Source organism: Cedecea davisae DSM 4568 (assembly GCF_000412335.2).
Lineage (GTDB): Bacteria > Pseudomonadota > Gammaproteobacteria > Enterobacterales > Enterobacteriaceae > Cedecea > Cedecea davisae.
In genome coordinates, this window is record NZ_KE161030.1 from 2,382,547 (window position 1) to 2,404,221 (window position 21,675).

General features: G+C 54.8%; 23 protein-coding genes and 1 other annotated feature. Of the genes, 11 read left to right on the forward strand and 12 right to left on the reverse strand.

Translation table 11 applies throughout. From position 1 onward, the window contains the following. Positions 1 to 149: 149 nt before the first annotated feature. The 5 genes from ymiC to topA all read right to left on the reverse strand — a co-directional run bounded on the left by ymiC (position 150) and on the right by topA (position 4,827). Complete coding sequence (gene ymiC / locus HMPREF0201_RS23440; RefSeq protein ID WP_279046313.1) at positions 150 to 248, reverse strand: small membrane protein YmiC; 99 nt, start codon at positions 246 to 248, stop codon at positions 150 to 152. Between the two features lie 157 nt (positions 249 to 405). Beyond that, complete coding sequence (locus tag HMPREF0201_RS23195; RefSeq protein ID WP_016536689.1) at positions 406 to 576, reverse strand: hypothetical protein; 171 nt, start codon at positions 574 to 576, stop codon at positions 406 to 408. Between the two features lie 2 nt (positions 577 to 578). Further along, entirely contained in the window at positions 579 to 737 is a 159-nt protein-coding gene (locus tag HMPREF0201_RS22505) for a YmiA family putative membrane protein (protein ID WP_476577906.1), read from the reverse strand. Between the two features lie 314 nt (positions 738 to 1,051). Then, the gene (gene cysB / locus HMPREF0201_RS10855) at positions 1,052 to 2,026 is read right to left on the reverse strand and encodes an HTH-type transcriptional regulator CysB (RefSeq protein WP_016536691.1); all 975 of its coding nucleotides are present in this window, start codon (positions 2,024 to 2,026) and stop codon (positions 1,052 to 1,054) included. A 203-nt stretch (positions 2,027 to 2,229) separates the two neighbouring features. Then, positions 2,230 to 4,827 carry a type I DNA topoisomerase gene (gene topA, locus HMPREF0201_RS10860; RefSeq protein WP_016536693.1) on the reverse strand — a complete coding sequence of 866 codons (2,598 nt, stop codon included), beginning with the start codon at positions 4,825 to 4,827 and terminating at the stop codon, positions 2,230 to 2,232. A gap of 398 nt (positions 4,828 to 5,225) precedes the next feature. Between topA and HMPREF0201_RS10865 the strand changes: the two genes are divergently transcribed. Continuing rightward, positions 5,226 to 5,477 (forward strand): YciN family protein, encoded by a 252-nt coding sequence (locus HMPREF0201_RS10865; RefSeq protein WP_016536694.1) that lies wholly within the window; start codon positions 5,226 to 5,228, stop codon positions 5,475 to 5,477. A 37-nt stretch (positions 5,478 to 5,514) separates the two neighbouring features. On the opposite strand, the gene sohB is transcribed toward HMPREF0201_RS10865, so the two are convergent. Beyond that, a complete protein-coding gene (gene sohB, locus HMPREF0201_RS10870) occupies positions 5,515 to 6,564 on the reverse strand; it encodes a protease SohB (RefSeq protein WP_039898285.1) in 1,050 nt (349 codons plus the stop codon). Between the two features lie 257 nt (positions 6,565 to 6,821). Here sohB and HMPREF0201_RS10875 point away from each other — a divergent pair, with 257 nt between their 5' ends. Beyond that, complete coding sequence (locus HMPREF0201_RS10875; RefSeq protein WP_016536696.1) at positions 6,822 to 7,583, forward strand: YciK family oxidoreductase; 762 nt, start codon at positions 6,822 to 6,824, stop codon at positions 7,581 to 7,583. Continuing rightward, positions 7,580 to 8,170, forward strand: a complete 591-nt coding sequence (gene cobO / locus HMPREF0201_RS10880) for a cob(I)yrinic acid a,c-diamide adenosyltransferase (RefSeq protein ID WP_016536697.1) — start codon at positions 7,580 to 7,582, stop codon at positions 8,168 to 8,170. Before HMPREF0201_RS10875 ends, cobO begins: the two co-directional genes overlap by 4 nt. A 30-nt stretch (positions 8,171 to 8,200) precedes the next feature. On the opposite strand, the gene rluB is transcribed toward cobO, so the two are convergent. From rluB to rnm, 4 genes are all read right to left on the reverse strand, one after another. Further along, the gene (rluB, locus tag HMPREF0201_RS10885) at positions 8,201 to 9,088 is read right to left on the reverse strand and encodes a 23S rRNA pseudouridine(2605) synthase RluB (protein ID WP_016536698.1); all 888 of its coding nucleotides are present in this window, start codon (positions 9,086 to 9,088) and stop codon (positions 8,201 to 8,203) included. 197 nt (positions 9,089 to 9,285) lie between these two features. Beyond that, positions 9,286 to 10,104, reverse strand: a complete 819-nt coding sequence (locus HMPREF0201_RS10890; RefSeq protein WP_016536699.1) for a MerR family transcriptional regulator — start codon at positions 10,102 to 10,104, stop codon at positions 9,286 to 9,288. A 10-nt stretch (positions 10,105 to 10,114) separates the two neighbouring features. Next, positions 10,115 to 10,735 (reverse strand): L-threonylcarbamoyladenylate synthase, encoded by a 621-nt coding sequence (locus HMPREF0201_RS10895; RefSeq protein ID WP_016536700.1) that lies wholly within the window; start codon positions 10,733 to 10,735, stop codon positions 10,115 to 10,117. Then, entirely contained in the window at positions 10,732 to 11,628 is an 897-nt protein-coding gene (gene rnm, locus HMPREF0201_RS10900; protein ID WP_172570404.1) for an RNase RNM, read from the reverse strand. The genes HMPREF0201_RS10895 and rnm overlap by 4 nt, the downstream gene beginning before the upstream one ends. A gap of 141 nt (positions 11,629 to 11,769) precedes the next feature. After that, positions 11,770 to 11,867 (forward strand) — a sequence feature (Trp leader region). Positions 11,868 to 11,888: 21 nt separating this feature from the next. Here rnm and HMPREF0201_RS10905 point away from each other — a divergent pair. Genes HMPREF0201_RS10905 through trpA form a run of 5 tightly spaced genes read left to right on the forward strand, consistent with a single transcriptional unit; the run spans position 11,889 to position 18,421 of the window. Next, positions 11,889 to 13,451 carry an anthranilate synthase component 1 gene (locus tag HMPREF0201_RS10905; protein ID WP_016536702.1) on the forward strand — a complete coding sequence of 521 codons (1,563 nt, stop codon included), beginning with the start codon at positions 11,889 to 11,891 and terminating at the stop codon, positions 13,449 to 13,451. Further along, a complete protein-coding gene (trpD, locus tag HMPREF0201_RS10910) occupies positions 13,451 to 15,046 on the forward strand; it encodes a bifunctional anthranilate synthase glutamate amidotransferase component TrpG/anthranilate phosphoribosyltransferase TrpD (RefSeq protein ID WP_016536703.1) in 1,596 nt (531 codons plus the stop codon). Before HMPREF0201_RS10905 ends, trpD begins: the two co-directional genes overlap by 1 nt. Positions 15,047 to 15,050: 4 nt before the next feature. Beyond that, positions 15,051 to 16,412, forward strand: a complete 1,362-nt coding sequence (gene trpCF, locus HMPREF0201_RS10915) for a bifunctional indole-3-glycerol-phosphate synthase TrpC/phosphoribosylanthranilate isomerase TrpF (RefSeq protein WP_039898286.1) — start codon at positions 15,051 to 15,053, stop codon at positions 16,410 to 16,412. A gap of 12 nt (positions 16,413 to 16,424) precedes the next feature. Then, the gene (gene trpB, locus HMPREF0201_RS10920) at positions 16,425 to 17,615 is read left to right on the forward strand and encodes a tryptophan synthase subunit beta (RefSeq protein ID WP_016536705.1); all 1,191 of its coding nucleotides are present in this window, start codon (positions 16,425 to 16,427) and stop codon (positions 17,613 to 17,615) included. Then, the gene (trpA, locus tag HMPREF0201_RS10925; RefSeq protein WP_016536706.1) at positions 17,615 to 18,421 is read left to right on the forward strand and encodes a tryptophan synthase subunit alpha; all 807 of its coding nucleotides are present in this window, start codon (positions 17,615 to 17,617) and stop codon (positions 18,419 to 18,421) included. The genes trpB and trpA overlap by 1 nt, the downstream gene beginning before the upstream one ends. 42 nt (positions 18,422 to 18,463) lie before the next feature. On the opposite strand, the gene ompW is transcribed toward trpA, so the two are convergent. Next, positions 18,464 to 19,096, reverse strand: coding sequence for an outer membrane protein OmpW (ompW, locus tag HMPREF0201_RS10930; protein ID WP_016536707.1), 633 nt, complete (start codon positions 19,094 to 19,096; stop codon positions 18,464 to 18,466). A gap of 331 nt (positions 19,097 to 19,427) precedes the next feature. Between ompW and HMPREF0201_RS10935 the strand changes: the two genes are divergently transcribed. Genes HMPREF0201_RS10935 through yciA form a run of 3 tightly spaced genes read left to right on the forward strand, consistent with a single transcriptional unit; the run spans position 19,428 to position 21,162 of the window. After that, positions 19,428 to 20,171 (forward strand): YciC family protein, encoded by a 744-nt coding sequence (locus tag HMPREF0201_RS10935; RefSeq protein ID WP_016536708.1) that lies wholly within the window; start codon positions 19,428 to 19,430, stop codon positions 20,169 to 20,171. A 59-nt stretch (positions 20,172 to 20,230) separates the two neighbouring features. Beyond that, positions 20,231 to 20,767 (forward strand): septation protein A, encoded by a 537-nt coding sequence (locus HMPREF0201_RS10940; protein ID WP_016536709.1) that lies wholly within the window; start codon positions 20,231 to 20,233, stop codon positions 20,765 to 20,767. Then, positions 20,767 to 21,162, forward strand: coding sequence for an acyl-CoA thioester hydrolase YciA (gene yciA / locus HMPREF0201_RS10945; RefSeq protein WP_016536710.1), 396 nt, complete (start codon positions 20,767 to 20,769; stop codon positions 21,160 to 21,162). Before HMPREF0201_RS10940 ends, yciA begins: the two co-directional genes overlap by 1 nt. A gap of 62 nt (positions 21,163 to 21,224) precedes the next feature. On the opposite strand, the gene HMPREF0201_RS10950 is transcribed toward yciA, so the two are convergent. Then, positions 21,225 to 21,560: a DUF6572 domain-containing protein gene (locus HMPREF0201_RS10950; protein ID WP_016536711.1), complete on the reverse strand. Its 336-nt coding sequence runs from the start codon at positions 21,558 to 21,560 to the stop codon at positions 21,225 to 21,227. Positions 21,561 to 21,675: the final 115 nt, after the last annotated feature.

Sequence of the window (21,675 nt, forward strand, 5' to 3'; positions counted from 1 at the left end):
CGAGTGCCCTGATTATCGTCAGGGTCACTATTAAAGATAACACAAACCTGTCGTAACGATTTGATAACAACCCGAATTGATAAATAGACGTTATGCAAGCGGAGGTGAGAAAACAAAACGCCCCGGGTGTTAGCCGGGGCGCTGAGAGATTAATTAGTAAAAATGCGGAATAACTCTAACCAGAACAAAGAAGAGAGCAAAAACGCTCCCAGCCATGCCCAGTATTTAGTGCCACAACGGCTATTCATAAACATTACTCAATGTTGCGCTATGCAATATGACTGATTAATTAATCAGTCTCGATGGATTATTGCTGTGTGTAATTATCAGTAAATAGTTCGTTTAGCCGCGGTAAATAAATTGTGTCTTTGGGCCGCGGATAAAATAAGCAATGTTAAATTAATCTTATTGTTTTTTACTGTCGTCTTCGGAAAACAAATCTATAAACGCCTGCTGCTGTTTAGTCAGCTCCCAGCCATCGGGCGTGGCGTTTGCGCTTTTCCTGTCAACCTTGCGCGGCTTGCTGTCGCTGCGGGTTACCGTTTTTGGTGCAGAGAGTCTGGCTCTGGCGGACATAGCTACCCCCAAAATTTCCAGGCAACTAATGCCACAACCAGCCAGAACAGGGCTGAAACCAAAAAGACCGCAATCCAGGCTTTACGTTTCAGGGCCGGATCCCTTTGCGGTTGTTCACTTCCTGATGACATTGCTAGCCTCATACAATCGACACCACTTATCGTAATAATTCTTAACAATCGGTATAACTAATCGCCAGTTGGGATTAATCCTAAAGAAACTCTAGCGCAAAAGCCAGCGAAATTGCGCCCTCAGAAGGAGAAAAGATTTAATCTTTTGACCTGAAATAAATAATTGAAGTGCCAAATTTGCGCAACTACTAATTATTTACTAGCTGTGTCTCTTTATTGCGACACAATAACCATTGGCGGGATGTGGCTTATTAAATGAAAGGGAACCGGCAAGAAGAATGCGTTTAATTCTTGTTTAATATTTAGAAGGGTATCTCCGGTTTAGCCGAAGATACCCTGGGGAATTATTTAGCAGGTAATTTAATATCTTTAAACATCGCTTCAATATCTTCATTGGAGCGTAATGCCACGGCGGCATCCACCACGTCACGCGTTAAATGCGGCGCAAAACGCTGAATAAAATCATACATATAACTACGCAGGAAGGTGCTGCGGCGGAAGCCAATTTTTGTGGTGCTGTGGCTAAAGACGCCCTGCGCTTCAATGCGGACCAAATCCGGGTCTGAAACAGGGTCAACGGCCATGCTGGCAATAACCCCTACTCCCAGCCCCAGGCGGACGTAGGTTTTAATTACGTCGGCATCGGTTGCGGTGAACACAATGCGCGGCGTGAGCCCGGCGCGGTTAAACGCCGTGTCCAGCTCTGAGCGGCCGGTAAAGCCAAAGGTATAGGTAACCAGCGGGTATTGGGCCAGCTCTTCAATCGTTACCGACTCTTTGGATGCCAGAGGATGATCCGGCGTTACCACGATAGAGCGGTTCCAGTGGTAGCATGGCAGCATCACCAGATCGTCGTAAAGATGCAGCGCTTCGGTGGCAATGGCAAAGTCCGCATTGCCTTTAGAAACGGCCTCAGCAATCTGCGTAGGCGAGCCCTGATGCATATGGAGAGAAACCCGTGGGTAGCGCTCAATGAAGCCCTTGATAACGCCCGGCAGCGCGTAGCGTGCCTGGGTGTGCGTCGTTGCCACATACAAAGAGCCTTTATCCGGCCAGGTATGTTCACCGGCGACGGACTTAATCGCGTCCACCTTAGAAAGCACTTCGCGCGCGATGCGGATGATTTCCTGCCCCGCCGGAGTGACCTGAGTGAGATGTTTGCCGCTGCGGGCAAAAATCTGGATCCCAAGCTCATCTTCCAGCATACGCACCTGCTTGCTGATGCCGGGCTGGGAAGTATAAAGCCCCTCTGCGGTGGAGGAGACATTAAGATTGTGGTTTACCACTTCAACGATATAACGAAGTTGCTGTAATTTCATGAATTACCGTCCAGGGTCAAAAAGGCCCCGGCACGGAAATGGCGGGGATTGAGACGCAGTGAAAGCGAAAATTGACATTGCTTTACGCACTATATCAGTTATAGCTACTTTGTATAGATGCGATAAAAAGATAATAAACAAGTTATATATGGCGCAATAAAAAAACCGGAGCCAGGCTCCGGTTTTCATCACTTCAGGCGGGATTATTTCTTGCCAACAACCCACTTGCCTTCCACGAAGAAGGCGGACCAGCCGGTAGCTTTACCCTCTTTTTCAGAAGCCACGTACTGCTGTTTGGTCTTGCGGCTAAAGCGCACTACGGCTTTATTGCCTTCAGGATCTTCCTGAGGGGCATCGGCCAGGTAGCGCAGTTTCTCCGGCAGACGATCGCGGAAGCGGTAAAGCTCTTCCACCAGCGGCGCACGCGTTTCACGCGATTTCGGGAAAGTATTCGCAGCCAGGAAGACGCCGGCAGCCCCGTCACGCAGTACGAAGTAAGCATCAGACTTCTCGCACGGCAGTTCAGGCAGCGGAACCGGATCCTCTTTCGGCGGAGCAACTTCACCGTTACGCAGGATCTTACGGGTGTTTTTACACTCTTCGTTGGTACAGGCCATGTATTTCCCGAAGCGCCCCATTTTCAGGTGCATTTCAGAACCACATTTTTCACACTCAACGATTGGGCCGTCGTAACCCTTGATGCGGAACTCGCCTTCTTCAATCTCGTAGCCATCGCAGGTCGGGTTATTACCGCAGACGTGCAGCTTGCGCTTAGGATCGATAAGGTAGCTGTCCATCGCCGTGCCGCATTTCTGGCAGCGACGTTTGGCGCGCAGAGCGTTAGTTTCCGCATCGTCACCTTCCAGCACGTTGAGAACTTCGTTCTCAGGCACCAGGTTGATGGTGGTTTTGCGGCGCTCTTTTGGCGGCAACGCATAGCCCGAACAGCCGAGGAACACGCCGGTACTGGCGGTACGGATCCCCATCTGGCGGTTACAGGTCGGACAGTCAATGCTGGTCAGCACCATTTGGTTCGGGCGCATCCCGCCTTCTTCCGGATCCTGCTCGGCTTTTTCCAGCTGGCCGCTGAAGTCGCTGAAGAAGTTATCCAGCACGGCTTTCCATTCGGCCTGATTGTTTGCTACCTGGTCCAGGCTGTCTTCCATTTGCGCGGTGAAGTCGTAATTCATCAGCTCGCGGAAGTTCTCTTCCAGACGGTCGGTAACAATCTCCCCCATCTTCTCGGCGTAGAAACGGCGGTTTTCAGTGCGCACGTAACCACGATCCTGAATGGTGGAGATAATAGAAGCGTAGGTAGACGGGCGGCCAATACCGCGTTTTTCTAGCTCTTTAACCAGCGAAGCTTCGCTAAAGCGAGCAGGCGGTTTGGTAAAGTGCTGAGCAGGTAGCAGTTCAACCAGCGAAAGCGTTTCACCCGGATTCACCGGCGGCAGGGTGCGATCTTCATCGCCCTTACGCAGCGCAGGCATCACTTTCGTCCAGCCGTCAAAGCGCAGAGTACGGCCACGAGCCTTCAGGCGATACTCGCCCGCTTCTACCGTCAGCGTGGTAGAGTCGTATTTCGCCGGCGTCATCTGGCAGGCAACAAACTGCCGCCAGATCAGCTGATACAGCTTCTGGGCGTCTGCTTCCATATCTTTCAGCGCTTCGGCCTGGACATTCACATCCGAAGGACGAATCGCTTCGTGAGCTTCCTGCGAGTTGTCTTTGCTGGCGTACTGGTTTGCATCCGCCGGCAGATATTTCTTACCGAAGCTCTCTTCGATAAAACCGCGCACCATGCTCACCGCATCCTGGCTCAGGTTGGTTGAGTCAGTACGCATGTAGGTGATGTGGCCCGCTTCATAGAGGCGCTGCGCCATCATCATGGTTTTCTTCACGCCGAAGCCCAGACGCGTACTTGCGGCCTGCTGCAACGTGGAAGTGATAAACGGCGCGCCAGGCTTGCTGCTGGTCGGTTTATCTTCGCGATCCAGCACGGTATAACGAGCTTTCTCCAGCAGGCTGACCGCCGCCATAGTTTGCTCGCGGTTAACCGGACGGAACGGCTTATCAAGATGGTGACTGACCTGCATCGGCAGAGCATCGCCCTTCGGCGTCGCCAGATTCGCATCGATTTCCCAATACTCTTCCGGCACAAACGCTTTAATCTCGCGTTCACGCTCAACCACCAGGCGAACCGCTACGGACTGAACGCGCCCTGCGGACAGGCCACGCGCAATTTTCTTCCACAGCAGAGGCGAAACCATGTAACCCACAACGCGGTCCATAAAGCGGCGCGCCTGCTGGGCGTTAACGCGGTCAATATTCAGTTCGCCCGGCTTTTCAAACGCCTGGCGAATCGCATTCTTGGTAATTTCGTTAAAGACCACGCGGCTGTAGCGCGTGTCGTCGCCGCCGATAACTTCCCGCAGGTGCCACGCAATGGCTTCCCCTTCGCGGTCAAGGTCGGTTGCGAGATAGATGTGGTCTGCTTTTTCTGCCAGAGCTTTCAGCTCGTTGACTACTTTCTCTTTGCCCGGCAGGACTTCGTAATGAGCATCCCAGTTATGCCATGGATCAACGCCCATACGGTTGACGAGCGCTCCGCGTTCATCCTTTTTGACCTTTTTGGTCCCTTTGGCGGCGGCAGAGTCAGCGCTCTTCTTGGTGGTTGATCCACTGGTCGGCAAATCACGGATGTGACCGACGCTGGACTTAACCACGTAGTCATTACCGAGATATTTGTTGATCGTTTTGGCTTTTGCCGGGGACTCAACGATAACGAGAGCTTTACCCATTTTCACCTTTACCTATTTAATTCTTCCAGGAATACGTCGCGGGTTTACCTTCCACTGGCGACGTGCCTTTTTATATTGAGGCAGCGTCGAAGGAGATCAACTCTTTTTTTCAATAACCTGCATCACCCGAGGCGGACACAGTGGTTTTTGAGAACCCGAGTTCTGGCGCAAGTGGCATAGCACGACGGAAGTTTGGTCGAATGTCAAGCAATTCTGTTACCAGATTTGCGAAAGCGTCACACTCTACCTGATAAAATATGTTACGCAACTTTATTAGCATGCAATGGCCTTTCTCGCCAGCATGGTTAACTTTGCAAACCCCATAAGGTTTACAGGGAAAATTTGCCCTTTACGCCCGAGCGGACGTAAACTAGCGCCAGTTTTTTAAGGAGAACATCATGCAAGAGACAACTCAGCCAATTAACCGCGAATCCCTCCTCGTTGAGGCGAATAAAATCATTCGTGAACATGAGGATTTCCTGCACGGGATGGAAGCCACCGGCGTAGAGCAAAAAAACGGCGTGCTGGTCTTTAAGGGAGAATACTTCCTCGACGAGCAGGGCCTGCCGACGCCGAAGAGCACAGCGGTGTTTAACATGTTTAAACACCTGGCCCATGTGCTTTCAGAGAAATATCATCTGCAAGACTAAATAAAAAAGCGAGGCTCTCAGGCCTCGCTTTTTTGCTTTAAAGCAGCGGCTTTTCACCGCGCTGCCACCAGCGGAGCAGCAGCCGATCCAGGCTCTTAGCCGCGCTGCCGGTAAAGCGATCCATCACTTTCTTGCGCTGCAGGTAGCGCACGTTTATGGCGTCGAACTCCTTCATCATATCCAGCAGCAGGTCGTCGCTGGTTGCAATTTCATCAACCAGCCCCTTTTCCTTCGCCTGCGTGCCGTACCAGTGTTCGCCTGTCGCCACCGCGTTAATATCCAGCGCCGGGCGCATATCGCTAACAAACTGTTTGAAGAGAAGGTGCGTCTCGTTCAGGTCTTCCCTGAACTTCTCGCGGCCCTGCTCGGTATTCTCGCCGAACAAGGTAAGGGTGCGTTTGTACTGACCTGCGGTATGCAGTTCTACGTCAATATTGTTACGCTTTAACAGACGGTGGAAGTTCGGCACCTGGGCGACAACGCCAATCGAGCCAATAATAGAGAAAGGCGCCGCCACGATGCGCTGCGCAACGCAGGCCATCATATAGCCGCCGCTTGCCGCGACCTTGTCCACCGCCACCGTCAACGGCACCTGCTTCTCACGCAGACGCTGGAGCTGAGAGGCCGCAAGGCCGTAGCCATGCACCACGCCACCGGGGCTTTCCAGGCGCAGCAGAACCTCGTCTTTTGGCTTCACAACCGAAAGTACCGCCGTCACCTCTTCACGCAGAGAACTCACCTCGTGGGCGTCCATACTGCCTTTAAAATCGAGGACGTACAGCGTTGGCTTACCGGAACTGACGGTTTCACCGCGTTTAGCGCGAGCTTTGGCCTGCTTTGCCTCCAGCTTGAGCTTTTTCTTTTCCCCTTTGTGCCACAGCTTCTGCTGGTGCGGGTCGAGCATCGCCACCTGCATTTCCTGCTGAATATCCTGATACTGCTCGCTTAGATTCGTCAGCCGTAATTCGCCGCGCGTCTGCTTTTTACGTTGCGCAACATTCACCAAAATGAGGGCAATTGCGGCAATCGCGACCACAACCGTCACCGCTTCGGCCAGAAAAAGTCCATAATTAGCAATCAGATCCACATCTACCGCCTTTATCACCAAGCATTGTTAATACCTTCAAGTGTACCCGAGCAGATACGCTCCCGTCTGTAAGTAACTATAAAGGCTGCGAGAGCGCTTCCTGAATGGCATGAAAGGGATGAAATTTTTGCAAAATGTTAATCTCCGGCATTGTCTCCCGCTGGCTGATTGAAATGCATCCACCTTTCAGGCATAAAGCCGGGTAACTTAATGAGAAATAAGACGTGAGCGCTGAGCATCACGCGAGGAGCTAAACCATGCACTACCAGCCGCAAGATAATTTACTGCAAAACCGCATTATTCTGGTCACCGGCGCCAGCGACGGCATTGGCCGTGAAGCCGCCCTCACTTATGCGCGCTTCGGCGCCTCGGTGATCCTTTTAGGCCGTAACGAGCAAAAACTGCGCGCCGTGGCCAACGAAATTCATGCCCACGGTCTGCATCCGGCACACTGGTTTACTCTTGACCTGGCAACCACCACGCCGGAGGAGTGCCACGCTCTGGCAACTAAACTTTCCGGTATTGTGCCTCGCCTCGACGGCGTGTTGCACAATGCGGGCATCCTGGGTGACGTCACGCCGATGGACAAGCAGGACCCACAAACCTGGCAGGACGTTATGCAGGTGAACGTAAACGCCACCTTTTTCCTGACCCAGGCGCTGCTTCCTTTATTACTCAAATCAGAATCAGGCTCTCTGGTATTTACCAGCTCAAGCGTGGGTCGCCAGGGTCGTGCGGGCTGGGGCGCGTATGCCGTCTCAAAATTTGCCACCGAAGGCATGATGCAGGTCCTCGCGGAAGAATATAAGCAGCACAACCTGCGGGTAAACTGCATCAACCCAGGCGGGACGCGTACCGCGATGCGTGCCAGCGCCTTCCCGACGGAAGATCCGGCAAAACTTAAAACACCGCGAGATCTGATGCCGCTGTATCTGTGGCTGATGGGCGACGACAGCCGCCGCAAAACAGGCATGAGCTTTGACGCCCAGCCTAACCGCAAACCGGGGATCTCAGAATGAGTGATGACCGCTACCAGCAGCGCCAGCAGCGTCAAAAAGAGAAAGTGGATGCCCGCGTAGCCAGCGCTCAGGACGAACGAGGCATCCTGATTGTCTTTACCGGCAATGGCAAAGGGAAAACTACCGCCGCATTCGGGACCGCTACGCGCGCCGTTGGCCACGGTAAAACAGTCGGCGTGATCCAATTTATCAAAGGCCAGTGGCCGAACGGCGAGCGCAATTTACTGGAGCCGCACGGCGTTGAATTTCAGGTGATGGCCACGGGTTTTACCTGGGACACGCAAAACCGGGAGACCGACACCGCCGCCTGCCTTGAGGTTTGGCAACACGGCAAAAGAATGCTGGCGGACGCCGCGCTGGACTTAGTTATTCTCGATGAGCTGACTTACATGGTGGCCTACGATTATCTGCCGCTGGAAGAAGTGCTCAACGCGCTGGCACACCGCCCTGAGAGCCAGACGGTGATTATTACCGGCCGCGGCTGCCACCGGGAGATTCTGGAAATAGCCGACACCGTGAGCGAGTTACGCCCGGTGAAGCATGCTTTTGATGCCGGGGTTAAGGCGCAGATTGGGATTGATTACTAATAAAAAACCCCTCGGATGAGGGGCTTAGATTTAGTTGCCGTTACCGCTATTGCGGCCGCCGCCGGAGCGACGGTTGCCGCCGGTCACCTGAGTGTGACGCTTAACGGCGCGGCGAATCTGGTTCGCCTTCATACGGCGACGGTCTTTTTCAACCGCCACTTTGCTGCTGGTTTCTTCCGGCAGCTCTACCAGGGTACGCAGGTAGTTAGTCTGGGCCAGGTCAAGCTCGGTATAACCGCCGCGCGGCAGGCCCTTAGGCAGCTTGATGTCGCCGTAGCGAACGCGGATCAGGCGGCTAACCTGAACGCCAACCGCTTCCCACAGGCGACGAACCTCGCGGTTACGGCCTTCGGTCAGGGTCACGTTGTACCACTGGTTAATCCCTTCCCCACCGGTGAACTTGATGGTTTTGAACGCCGCCGGGCCATCTTCCAGCTGCACGCCGCGGGACAGTTGCTTAACCTTGTCTTCATCGACCTGGCCAAACACGCGAACCGAGTATTCACGCTCGACTTCACGGCTCGGGTGCATCAGGCGGTTAGCCAGCTCGCCGTCGGTAGTGAACAGCAGCAGGCCGCAGGTGTTAACGTCCAGACGCCCAACGGCAATCCAGCGTGCACCGCGCAGTTTTGGCAGGCGGTCAAACACGGTTGGACGCCCTTCAGGATCGCTGCGGGTGCACAGCTCGCCTTCCGGCTTGTAGTAGGCCAGCACGCGGCAGATTTGCTCCGCAGATTCGCGAATCGAGATCAAATGACCGTCGATACGAATTTTCAGCGACTGGGTAATTTCAACACGATCGCCGAGCGTGGCGATTTTGCCATCAACGCTCACTCGACCAGCAGAGATAATGGTTTCAATCTCACGACGGGAACCATGGCCGGCGCGAGCCAGCACTTTTTGTAACTTTTCGCTCATTGAGCTTCCTCGGGTGTCGCCTTCACAGGCGTCTCAGATACTTTGAAATCAAAAGGCAAGGGCCTGATGAAGTATAAATACGGATTTGGACCGCTGCCCGGCGGTTAACAAACGCAACGGGCAGTTTCGTGGCCGCACATACTACACGAATTTTAGCTTAAATGGAGTTAAAACCCGCCCCCCGGAAGCAACTCTGGCTAATTACTGAGGCTATCTAATAACGAAGCCAGGGCCGGGGGCGAATGCCCGCTATTGGTTTCCAAATTTTTGGGCGGGTTGGCCGCCTCGCTTCCGCCGAGGAAAACCGGTCGCCCCTGGCTCAGCCAGCGTAAATACAGCGCCTGTTGCTCCGGATTTAGTGCCTCATCGGCCCAAACCATAATATGCTCGGCGTTGATACGACTCAGGTCCGGCATTGGGATTTCGCGGTCTAATACCTCGACGCGAAAACCATCGCTGGCAAAACGGATACCTTCCAGCCAGAGTTCTACCGGGTCTTTCAGGGACAGCGCCAGGATAAACATGCTGCCGCCGGGGCGTTTACGCCCGCTGGCCAGTACAAAAGTGGCGTACTCAATTAGCGCCGTATCCAGCAGCGCGCGGTTCATCGCCATATCAAAACGTGCATCGGCGTTGAGCCACAGCCTTAGCGGGCGAATAACTTCATCAATAAAGATGCCGGGCGGCACTTCACGCCCGTAGCGCCATATCAGCGCCCGCAGCTTCGTGGGCTGCATCGCCTCGCACTGTTCCAGCAGCGCATCCTGAACCTCCAGCCAACCGGAGGGGAAAGCGGTTTCGCCGCCGTTCAGCAATGCCAGCATATCAGGCAGGGCCACGCCTTTTTCCAGCCAGCCGACAATCTCGGCAACGCGCGTGCAGTGAGTCATATCAAAAAAACGGTGCCCGTTCTCATCCATCTGCGGTTTAATCAGGCCGTGACGCTGCCAGCTACGAATATTTGTGGGCGTCACGCCGCATTGAGAAGCAAGAACATCAATGTTAAATCGGGCCATTGCGATTTCCTTAGAGGAAAGGTTTAACGTCTCCGACGCCCTCACGCATCACTACCGGCGCGTCTTCCGTCAGGTCGATAACCGTGGTGGGCTGCTGCCCCAGATAGCCGCCGTGGATAACCAGATCCACCACTTTCTCAAGACGATCTTTGATCTCTTCGGGATCGGACTCGGTAAATTCGCTGCCCGGCAGCATTAATGAGGTCGAAAGCATCGGCTCATTCAGCGTTTCGAGCAGCGCCAGCGCTATCGGGTTCGACGGTACGCGCAGGCCGATGGTTTTACGCTTTTCCTGAAGCAGGCGGCGCGGAACCTCTTTGGTCCCTTTCAAAATAAAGGTGTAATTACCCGGCGTATTGTTCTTGATCAGGCGAAACGCGACATTATCGACAAACGCATAGGTAGACAGCTCGGACAAATCGCGGCACATCAGGGTGAAGTTATGCCCGTCCGGCAGCTGGCGAATGCGGCAGATTCGCTCCATAGCGCCCTTCTCCTCAAGCTTACAGCCCAGGGCGTAGCCTGAATCCGTAGGGTAAACAATCACCCCGCCTTTACGAATAATGTCCACCGCCTGATTAATCAGACGCGGCTGCGGGTTATCCGGGTGAATATAGAAAAACTGACTCATACTGCCCTCTCTTTATCTTTCTGGCCCTGCCCCCAGGTCTGCCAGACCGGTTCAACCCCGGCCGGGAGCCACAGCTTGCGGCCCAACTCTATCCACGCGCAGGGCAGATGAAAATCCGACCCCTGCGACGCCAGCAGATTAAACTGCTGCGCGTAGCTCGCCAGCTGAGTACGTTCATTGGGGGCCTGCTGGCACTGCGCCACTTCCATAGCATCGCCGCCATGTTCAGCAAAGTGCGCCAGCAGTCGTTTTAGCCATTTTGCGGTCAGGCCGTAACGGCCCGGGTGCGCCAGTACCGCCTGCCCGCCAGAATGGTGAATCACATCAATAGCTTGTTCTATTGTACACCACTGGGGCGGAACATATCCGGTTTTCCCCTTTGCCAGGTACTTCTTAAACACGTCGCCCATATTGCTGGCCTTGCCCTGCTCGACCAGGAAACGAGCGAAGTGGCCGCGGGTAATCGCTCCACCGCCTGCGTGACGCATCGCCCCTTCCAGCGCGCCGGGGATACGGGCTTTATCCAGCCTGTCGGCAATCATCGCCGCACGCTGATGGCGGCGCTCGCTTTGCTGCTCCAGGAATAGCCTGAGCTCGGGATGTTGCTCGTCAATGCCGAGGCCGACGATATGGATCTCGTGGTTTTCCCAGAGGGTAGAAATTTCAACGCCGCTGATTAACTGTAGCGGTAATTGAAGACGTTCGATCTCTGCCCGCGCGGCCGGTAGCCCCGCCACGGTATCGTGGTCGGTAATCGCCAGCACGCTGACGCGCATATCAACCGCGCGTTTAACCAGGGCTTCAGGAGACAGCAGGCCGTCCGAGGCGGTTGTGTGGCTGTGTAAATCGTGGATCGTGGCCAGGGTGGGCTCGCTCAAAATAGCTCCGGGAATGGATAAATAGAAATTAGCGGCCCATGATAACGATATTCGGCTATTTTAAAAAATCACTATTGACAACTTACGTCCGAACCAGTTTACTAGTACGCAAGTTCACATGACGAGGTATCTGAAATGAAAGCGATGAATTCCCTGCTTAGCTGGTGGCGTGCTTCCTGACTTCGGGCGGACCTCACGCGAACGCTGGTTACCAGCGCAGATACCAGGCCCGCTAATAACGCGGGCTTTTTTTTGAACAAAATTTGAGAACTGACATGCAAACACAAAAACCAGCATTAGAACTCCTGAGCAGCGAAGCCGCCTACCGTGAAAACCCAACCGCGCTGTTCCATCAGCTTTGCGGCGCTCGTCCGGCTACTCTGCTGCTGGAGTCCGCCGACATCGACAGCAAGAACGATTTAAAAAGCCTGCTGCTGGTCGACAGTGCGATGCGCATTACCGCCCTGGGTGACACTGTCACGTTACAGGCGCTCTCCGTCAACGGCGCTTCACTGCTGCCGCTGCTGGACGCCGCCCTGCCTGCGGGCGTTGAAAACCAGCATTTCCCTGATGGCCGCACGCTGCGCTTCCCGGCAGTCAGCACCCTGCTGGATGAAGATGCCCGCCTGTGCTCGCTTTCGGTCTTTGACGCCTTCCGCCTGATGCAGGAGCTGGTTAGCGTCCCTGCCGATGAGCGCAATGCGATGTTCTTTGGCGGCCTGTTTGCCTATGACCTGGTCGCCGGTTTTGAAGATCTGCCGCAGCTGAAGCAAGACAACCGCTGCCCGGATTACTGCTTTTACCTGGCCGAAACCTTATTGACCATCGATCACCAGAAAAAACAGACCCGCATTCAGGCCAGCCTGTTCACTCCGTCGGAGAGTGAAAAGCAGCGCCTGCTGAAGCGTACCGAACAGCTGCGCCAGCAGATTAGCGAGCAGCCAACCGCGCTGCCGGTGCAGAAAGTCGAGCACATGAGCTGCGACGTTAACCAGAGCGACGAAGAGTACGGCGCGGTGGTTCGCCAGATGCAGAAAGCGATTCGAATCGGTGAGATCTTCCAGGTGGTACCGTCCCGCCGCTTCTCACTGCCCTGCCCGTCGCCGCTGGCTGCGTACCAGACCCTGAAAAAGAGCAACCCGAGCCCGTATATGTTCTTTATGCAGGATAACGACTTCACCCTGTTTGGCGCTTCGCCGGAAAGCTCGCTGAAATACGATGCCACCAACCGCCAGATTGAAATTTACCCAATTGCAGGGACTCGCCCTCGCGGCCGCCGCGCCGACGGTTCTCTTGACCGCGACCTGGACAGCCGTATCGAGCTGGAAATGCGTACCGACCATAAAGAGCTTTCCGAGCACCTGATGCTGGTTGACCTGGCGCGTAACGACCTTGCCCGCATCTGTACTCCAGGCAGCCGCTACGTTGCGGATCTGACCAAAGTTGACCGCTACTCCTTTGTTATGCACCTGGTTTCACGCGTTGTCGGCGAGTTGCGCCATGACCTCGACGTGCTGCATGCCTACCGCGCCTGCATGAATATGGGCACCCTGAGCGGCGCACCAAAAGTCCGTGCTATGCAGCTGATTGCCGGTGCCGAAGGCGTCCGCCGCGGCAGCTACGGCGGCGCGGTCGGCTACTTTACCGCCCACGGCGACCTGGATACCTGCATCGTCATCCGCTCCGCCTATGTAGAAGACGGCATTGCAACAGTTCAGGCCGGTGCTGGCGTGGTGCTGGACTCAGACCCGCAGTCCGAAGCCGATGAAACCCGCAACAAAGCCCGCGCTGTTTTGCGCGCCATTGCCACCGCGCATCACGCACAGGAGATTTTCTGATGGCTGACATTCTGTTGCTCGATAATATCGACTCCTTTACCTACAACCTGGCAGATCAGCTGCGTGCTAACGGCCACAACGTAGTTATTTACCGCAACCACGTTCCGGCCCAGACCTTGATTGAACGCCTGGCGACGATGGACAACCCGGTGCTGATGCTCTCCCCTGGCCCAGGCGCGCCAAGCGAGGCGGGCTGCATGCCGGAGTTGTTAACCCGCATGCGCGGCAAACTGCCGATTATCGGCATTTGTCTCGGCCACCAGGCGATTGTTGAAGCTTACGGCGGCTATGTTGGCCAGGCCGGTGAAATTCTGCACGGTAAAGCGTCTTCAATTTCTCACGATGGTGAAGCGATGTTTGCCGGGCTGCCTAACCCGCTGCCGGTTGCGCGCTATCACTCTCTGGTCGGGAGCAATATTCCGGCCGGGCTGACCATTAACGCCCATTTCGACGGCATGGTCATGGCCGTGCGCCACGAAACGGACCGCGTTGTTGGCTTCCAGTTCCACCCTGAATCTATTCTGACCAGCCAGGGCGCTCGCCTGCTGGAGCAAACGCTGGACTGGGCTTTGCAGAAGCTGAAACAGGCAAATACGCTGCAACCTATCCTCGACAAGCTGTACCAGGCCCAGACCCTGAGCCGCGAAGAGAGCCACCAGCTGTTTTCCGGCATTGTGCGCGGCGAGCTGAAGCCGGAACAGCTGGCAGCGGCGCTGGTCAGTATGAAAGTACGCGGTGAGCACCCGAACGAAATTGCCGGTGCGGCTTCCGCCTTGCTTGAGCATGCGGCACCGTTCCCAAGCCCGGACTACGAATTTGCCGATATCGTCGGCACCGGCGGCGACGGCAGCAACAGCATTAACATCTCCACCGCCAGCGCCTTTGTGGCCGCCGCGGTGGGAATGAAGGTCGCTAAGCACGGCAACCGCAGCGTGTCGAGCCGCTCCGGATCATCCGATTTACTGGCCGCATTTGGCATCAACCTGGAAATGCCAGCCGATGCGTCCAGAAAAGCGCTGGACGAGCTGGGAGTTTGCTTCCTGTTTGCGCCTAAGTACCACACGGGCTTTCGCCACGCGATGCCGGTTCGCCAGCAGTTGAAAACCCGCACCCTGTTTAACGTGCTGGGGCCGCTGATTAACCCGGCTCATCCGCCTCTGGCGCTGATAGGCGTTTACAGCGCAGAGCTGGTGCTGCCTATCGCTGAAACCCTGCGTGTACTCGGCTATAAACGTGCGGCTGTCGTTCACAGCGGCGGGATGGATGAAGTTTCGCTCCATGCCCCAACGCAGGTTGCCGAGCTGCACGACGGCGAAATCAAAAGCTACCAGCTGACCGCCGCAGACTTTGGCCTGCCTGCTTACCACCAGGAAGCGCTGGCGGGCGGCACGCCCGAAGAAAACCGTGACATTCTGACCCGCCTGTTACAAGGTAAAGGTGAGACAGCGCACGAATCCGCAGTGGCCGCCAACGTCGCCATGCTGATGCGGCTGCACGGCCACGAAGATTTGAAAGCCAACGCGCAGAAAGTGCTGGATGTATTACGCAGCGGCGCAGCATACGACCGCGTTACCGCACTGGCAGGGAGAGGATAAGGCAATGCAGGAAACAGTATTGAATCAAATCGTCGCAGACAAAGCGCTGTGGGTTGAAGCCCGCAAGCAGCAGCAGCCGCTGGCGAGTTTCCAGAATGACATCGTACCGGCCACGCGCAATTTCTACCACGCGCTACAGGGCGCGCGCAGCGTGTTCATTCTTGAATGCAAGAAAGCTTCGCCGTCTAAGGGCGTGATCCGCGATGATTTCGACCCGGCGCGCATCGCAAACGTCTACAAGCATTATGCCTCGGCGGTTTCGGTCCTGACCGATGAGAAATATTTCCAGGGCAGTTTTGATTTCCTGCCGATAGTCAGCGGCATTGTCAGCCAGCCGGTGCTGTGCAAAGACTTTATTATCGACGCTTACCAAATTCATCTGGCGCGTTTTTACCAGGCCGATGCCTGCCTGCTGATGCTCTCCGTGCTGAACGACGAGCAGTATCGCCAGCTTGCGGCCGTGGCGCATAGCCTGAATATGGGCGTGCTGACCGAAGTCAGTAACGAAGAGGAACTGGAGCGGGCCATTGCGCTTGAGGCCAAAGTTGTTGGCATCAACAACCGCGACCTGCGTGACCTGTCCATTGACCTCGACCGCACCCGCCAGCTGGCTCCACGCCGGACCCACGGCGTGACGGTGATTAGCGAGTCCGGCATCAATAACTACGCTCAGGTTCGCGAGCTGAGCCACTTCGCCAACGGGTTCCTGATTGGTTCCGCGTTGATGAGCGAAGATGATTTAAACGCCGCCGTGCGCCGCGTGTTGCTGGGTGAAAACAAGGTTTGCGGCCTGACGCGCGGTGAAGATGCCCGCGCGGCACAAGAAGCCGGGGCGATTTACGGCGGGCTGATTTTTGTTCCGGCCTCACCGCGCTTTGTGAGCGATGAAAAAGCTGAAGCGGTTATTGCGGCCGCTCCGCTGCGCTACGTCGGCGTGTTCCGTAATACGCCTGTAACTGAAGTAGTAGAAAAAGCAGAGAAATTCTCTCTCACCGCCGTACAGCTGCACGGCGACGAAGACCAGGATTATATCAACCAGCTGCGTGCGGCTCTGCCGACGAAGGTACAAATCTGGAAGGCGCTTAGCGTCGGCAAAACTCTGCCGGAACGCAACCTGCAGTCCGTCGATAAATACGTGTTTGATAACGGCCAGGGCGGCAGCGGGCAAAGCTTCGACTGGCGACTGTTAGCCGGACAAAAGCTGGATAACGTGATTCTGGCGGGCGGCCTCGGAGCGGATAACTGTGTAGAAGCGGCAAAAGCCGGCTGCGCAGGACTGGATTTCAATTCCGGCGTGGAAAGCGCGCCGGGAATCAAAGATGCTAACAAGCTGGCTGCGGTCTTCCAGACCCTGCGGGCTTACTAAGGAAGAGATACAATGACTTTACTGAACCCTTATTTTGGTGAATTTGGCGGCATGTATGTGCCACAGATCCTGATGCCCGCCCTGCGCCAGCTCGAAGAAGCGTTTGTTGCGGCACAAAGCGATGCTGACTTCCAGGCCGAGTTTAACGACCTGCTGAAAAACTATGCCGGTCGCCCTACGGCGCTGACCAAATGCAAAAATATTACCGCCGGCACCAACACCACGCTGTACCTCAAGCGTGAAGACCTGCTGCACGGCGGCGCGCATAAAACCAACCAGGTTCTGGGCCAGGCTCTGCTCGCCAAACGGATGGGTAAAACCGAAATTATTGCCGAAACGGGTGCCGGTCAGCACGGCGTGGCCTCCGCCCTTGCGAGCGCCCTGCTGGGCCTGAAGTGCCGCATTTATATGGGCGCAAAAGATGTTGAGCGCCAGTCGCCGAACGTATTCCGTATGCGCCTGATGGGTGCCGAAGTGATCCCGGTACACAGCGGCTCCTCTACTCTGAAAGACGCCTGTAACGAAGCGCTGCGCGACTGGTCTGCAAGCTACGACACCGCGCACTACATGCTCGGCACCGCTGCGGGTCCACACCCGTTCCCGACTATCGTTCGTGAATTCCAGCGCATGATCGGCGAAGAAACCAAAGCGCAGATCCTGGAGAAAGAAGGACGTCTGCCGGATGCGGTCATCGCCTGCGTCGGCGGCGGATCCAACGCTATCGGCATGTTTGCTGATTTTATTGATGAAACCAGCGTCGGCCTGATTGGCGTTGAGCCTGCCGGTCACGGTATCGAAACCGGCGAGCACGGCGCGCCGCTCAAGCATGGCCGCGTGGGCATTTACTTCGGAATGAAGTCGCCGATGATGCAGACCGACGAAGGGCAGATTGAAGAGTCCTACTCTATCTCTGCCGGGCTGGACTTCCCGTCCGTTGGGCCGCAGCACGCCTACCTTAATAGCACTGGCCGCGCCGATTACGTGTCGATCACCGACGACGAAGCGCTGGATGCCTTTAAGACGCTGTGCCGTAACGAAGGAATTATTCCGGCGCTGGAATCTTCCCACGCCCTCGCCCATGCGCTGAAAATGATGCGCGAGAATCCGGAAAAAGAGCAGCTGTTGGTGGTGAACCTCTCAGGCCGCGGCGACAAAGACATCTTCACCGTCCACGATATTCTGAAAGCACGAGGGGAAATGTAATGGAACGTTATCATCATCTTTTTGAACAGCTTCAGGCACGCAAGGAAGGCGCGTTCGTTCCCTTTGTGACCCTTGGCGACCCGAACCCTGAGCAGTCTCTTAAAATTATCGATGCGCTGATTGAAGGCGGTGCAGATGCGCTTGAGCTGGGTATTCCGTTCTCCGACCCGCTGGCCGATGGCCCGACGATTCAGAACGCCGCGCTGCGCGCTTTTGCCTCTGACGTTACGCCGAGCAAATGTTTCGAGATGCTGGCTAAAATTCGCCAGAAATACCCGGAAATCCCCATTGGCCTGCTGATGTATGCCAACCTGGTGTTCAGCCGCGGTATCGACGAGTTTTATGCCCTGTGTGCCAAAGTTGGCGTTGATTCAGTGCTGATTGCCGACGTGCCGGTTGAAGAGTCTGCTGAATTCCGCAATGCGGCCCTGCGCCACGGCGTGGCACCTATCTTCATCTGCCCGCCAAATGCCGATGATGCGCTGCTGCGTGAAATTTCTACCCACGGGCGCGGTTATACCTACCTGCTTTCCCGCGCTGGCGTGACCGGAGCCGAGACCCGTGCTCAGCTGCCGCTGCATCATCTGGTAGAAAAATTGACAGAGTTCCAGGCCGCTCCGGCACTACAGGGCTTTGGTATCTCCGAGCCTTCTCAGGTTCGCGATGCGATTGCGGCGGGTGCGGCGGGTGCCATTTCTGGCTCGGCGGTGGTAAAAATTATCGAGAAGAACCTTGATAAACCTGACGTGATGCTGAGCGAGCTAAAAAGCTTCGTTCAGGGCATGAAGGCAGCCACGCGCGCTTAAAACATTCAGGCCGGGGAAACCCGGCCTTTTTGGCTCTGGCTATCAGAAACGATAACCTGCCGAGAACATAAATACCCACGGATCGAGGCGCGTTTTGATATTCTGCTGCTCGCCGCCGGCTTTGAATTTCACCTCGGTATCGATGTCCATATACCAGACGGACATATTCAGCAGCCAGTCGTTGTTTACCATATAATCCAGCCCGACCTGGCCCGCCGCCCCCCAGGAGTCTTTGACGCTCAGGTCGCTGAGACCCGCACTTTTACCCGTTTCGTTAAAGCTGGCATCAAAGAATGTGGTGTAGTTAATCCCGGCCCCGATGTACGGGCGCACCTTGCTTTTAGCATCGCCAAAGTACCACTGCGCCATCAGCGTAGGCGGCAACTGGTGCACGGTTGCCAGATCCCCGGTTGGCCCAAGGCCGACTTTATGGCGGAATGGCGTAGCCGCCAGCAGCTCAATCCCGATGTTGTCGGTGACCATATAGTCAAAGGTCAGCCCCAGTTGGGTATTGTTATTCACCTTAAAACTGCCCATGTTCAGCACGTTGTCCGAACCTTCCGTTGGGCGAACCGTCGCCGTACCTGCACGCATAAAGAATTCACCCGCCTGATGCGCCGACGCAGCGCCAGACAGACAACCCATCGCCAGTAATGCCAGAGTGAGTTTTTTCATAGCCCTTCCCTTGTTATGGTTTTTTAAACAGCGGGCTGAATATACTCAGAAAGAAGTACAAAGTGATCTAACGCCGATCACACTTTGCTGCCTAATTTAACATTCAATGATCTGGATTAATTTTTTGCATCTGCACAACAATCAATAAACAGAATCCAAATCAATTTTATTGAATTATCAACTTTCGTAAATTTCTGTCATATCTGTACAACCTACAAGCTAATCGACACTATTCAACCGCTTATAGAAAGTCTTTGTGGTGCCACGGCGCGTGCATCCAGGGTACAATTGCCCGCAGATTGATAACCGCTAGCAACACCAAGGAGAGTGCATGTCTATCACGGCGGGTTCCGTATACCGTGACACGGGAAATTTTCTTCGTAATCAGTTTGTTACTATCTTACTGATTGCATTACTTTGCGCCTTAATTTCGGTGGTCATTGGTCACGCGTTAACGCCCAGCGACGAACAAATGGCGATTTTGAGCCAGGGCGATAATCTGACGGGAAGCGTTGGGCTGTTCGAGCTGGTGCAAAATATGACCCCGGAACAGCAGCAGGTGCTGCTCAAGGCCTCGGCCGCGGGCACTTTCTCTGGCCTGATTAGCAACGCTATTCTGGCGGCCAGCGTGCTGGTTCTGGTGCAAGTCGTCTCCGCCGGTCAGCGGGTTAGCGCCCTGCGCGCCATCGGTGCTTCTGCGCCAGTGCTGCCAAAAATGTTTATTCTGCTGTTTCTGGCAACGCTGCTGTTCCAGATTGGCCTGATGCTGGTTGTCGTCCCGGGCGTTTTGCTGGCTATCCTGCTTTCGTTTTCGCCGGTGATGCTGGCGCAGGATAAAATCGGTATTTTCCGCTCGATGCGCGCAAGTATGGGATTAGTCTGGTCCAATATGCGCCTGGTTGCCCCGGCGGTTATCGCCTGGCTGCTGGTAAAAGGGGCATTGTTGCTGCTGACCTCCACCTTCGCGGCGCTGCCGCCGGAAGTCGGCGTGACCATCCTGAATACGGTCAGTAACCTGGCATCTGCCGCGCTGCTTATCTATTTATTCCGCCTTTACATGTTGATACGTCAATAACCTTCCCCGGCTCCTGAGCGCGCGTTATAGTCAGGAGCCACCTCTTTACGGAACAGATTATGAAGCAGTTTCTCGACTTCCTGCCGCTGATTGTTTTTTTCGCCTTCTATAAGATGTACGACATTTTTGTGGGCACCTGGGCGCTGATTATCGCCACTGCATTAGCGCTGGTGTACAGCTGGTTTAAATACCGCAAGCTGGAAAAAACCACCCTGGTGACCTTCGTGATGGTGGTCGTTTTTGGCGGCCTGACGCTCTATTTCCACAACGCCGAGTTTATTAAGTGGAAAGTGACGCTAATCTACGGGCTGTTTGCCGCCGCGCTGCTATTTATGCAGTTTGGCATGAACAAGCTGCTTATCCAGAGCATGCTGGGCAAAGAGATCTCACTCCCGACGGTGGTCTGGTTTCGCCTTAACATCGCCTGGGCGCTGTTCTTTATCGTCTGCGGTCTGCTGAATATTTACGTTGCGTTCTGGCTCCCGGAAAGCATCTGGATTAACTTTAAAGTCTTCGGACTCACCGCCCTCACGCTGGTATTTACCTTGCTGAGCGGGGTGTATATCTATCGCCATATGCCGCAGGATGAGAAGTAATGCCGAACGAATTACCGCAAGGTGAACTAGTACTGCGCACCCTGGCGATGCCAGCGGATACCAACGCCAACGGCGATATTTTCGGCGGCTGGATAATGTCGCAGATGGATATGGGTGGCGCAATTCAGGCCAAAGAAATTGCCCATGGCCGCGTGGTTACCGTGCGCGTGGACGGGATGACCTTCCTGAAGCCGGTAGCGGTTGGCGACGTAGTCTGCTGCTACGCGCGCTGCGTTAAGCGCGGTACTACGTCCATTACCATCAATGTGGAAGTGTGGGTAAAAAAGGTTTCTTCCGAACCTATAGGCCAGCGCTATAAAGCCACCGAGGCCATTTTTATCTACGTGGCCGTGGATAAAGCGGGCAAACCTCGCGCTATACCTCAGGTGGATTAAAGCTCAAGAAAACCCGGCATTGCCGGGTTTTTTTGAGCAAGAGCCAGACTTCAAACCAGTTCTTATTCACTCTCCTCGTACTGCAACTGAACATTCAGGGACGAGAGGACATCCCTTACCTTGCCCAGAAAATCGATTCCCTCTACTGAGACAGAATGCTGGAAAAATATTTTAATAACTATATCCCGCCCTAGTGCATTAGGAAAATGGTTGTAGATCTCTCCGCTTTCAATAGCAGCAATATAGCTATTGATTTTTTCCTGCAGTTTAAAAAGATGTTCATTAACATTAGTAACCCAGTCCAGATGATCGGTTATGACCATAAAGGCTTGGGGAGGATAAACCTCTTCGCTTGTAACCGTAAATATGTCGATTTTATTTACATCTTCTACAGACATAGATGCCTCTAACCTTTTGGTGATTCTGGTCTAACTATATCAACTTTCGTTGGCGGTATCCTTGTACCGTCCTCAAATCCCGGACGCCCCTTGCCAATAATCGTTGCTCCGCCTT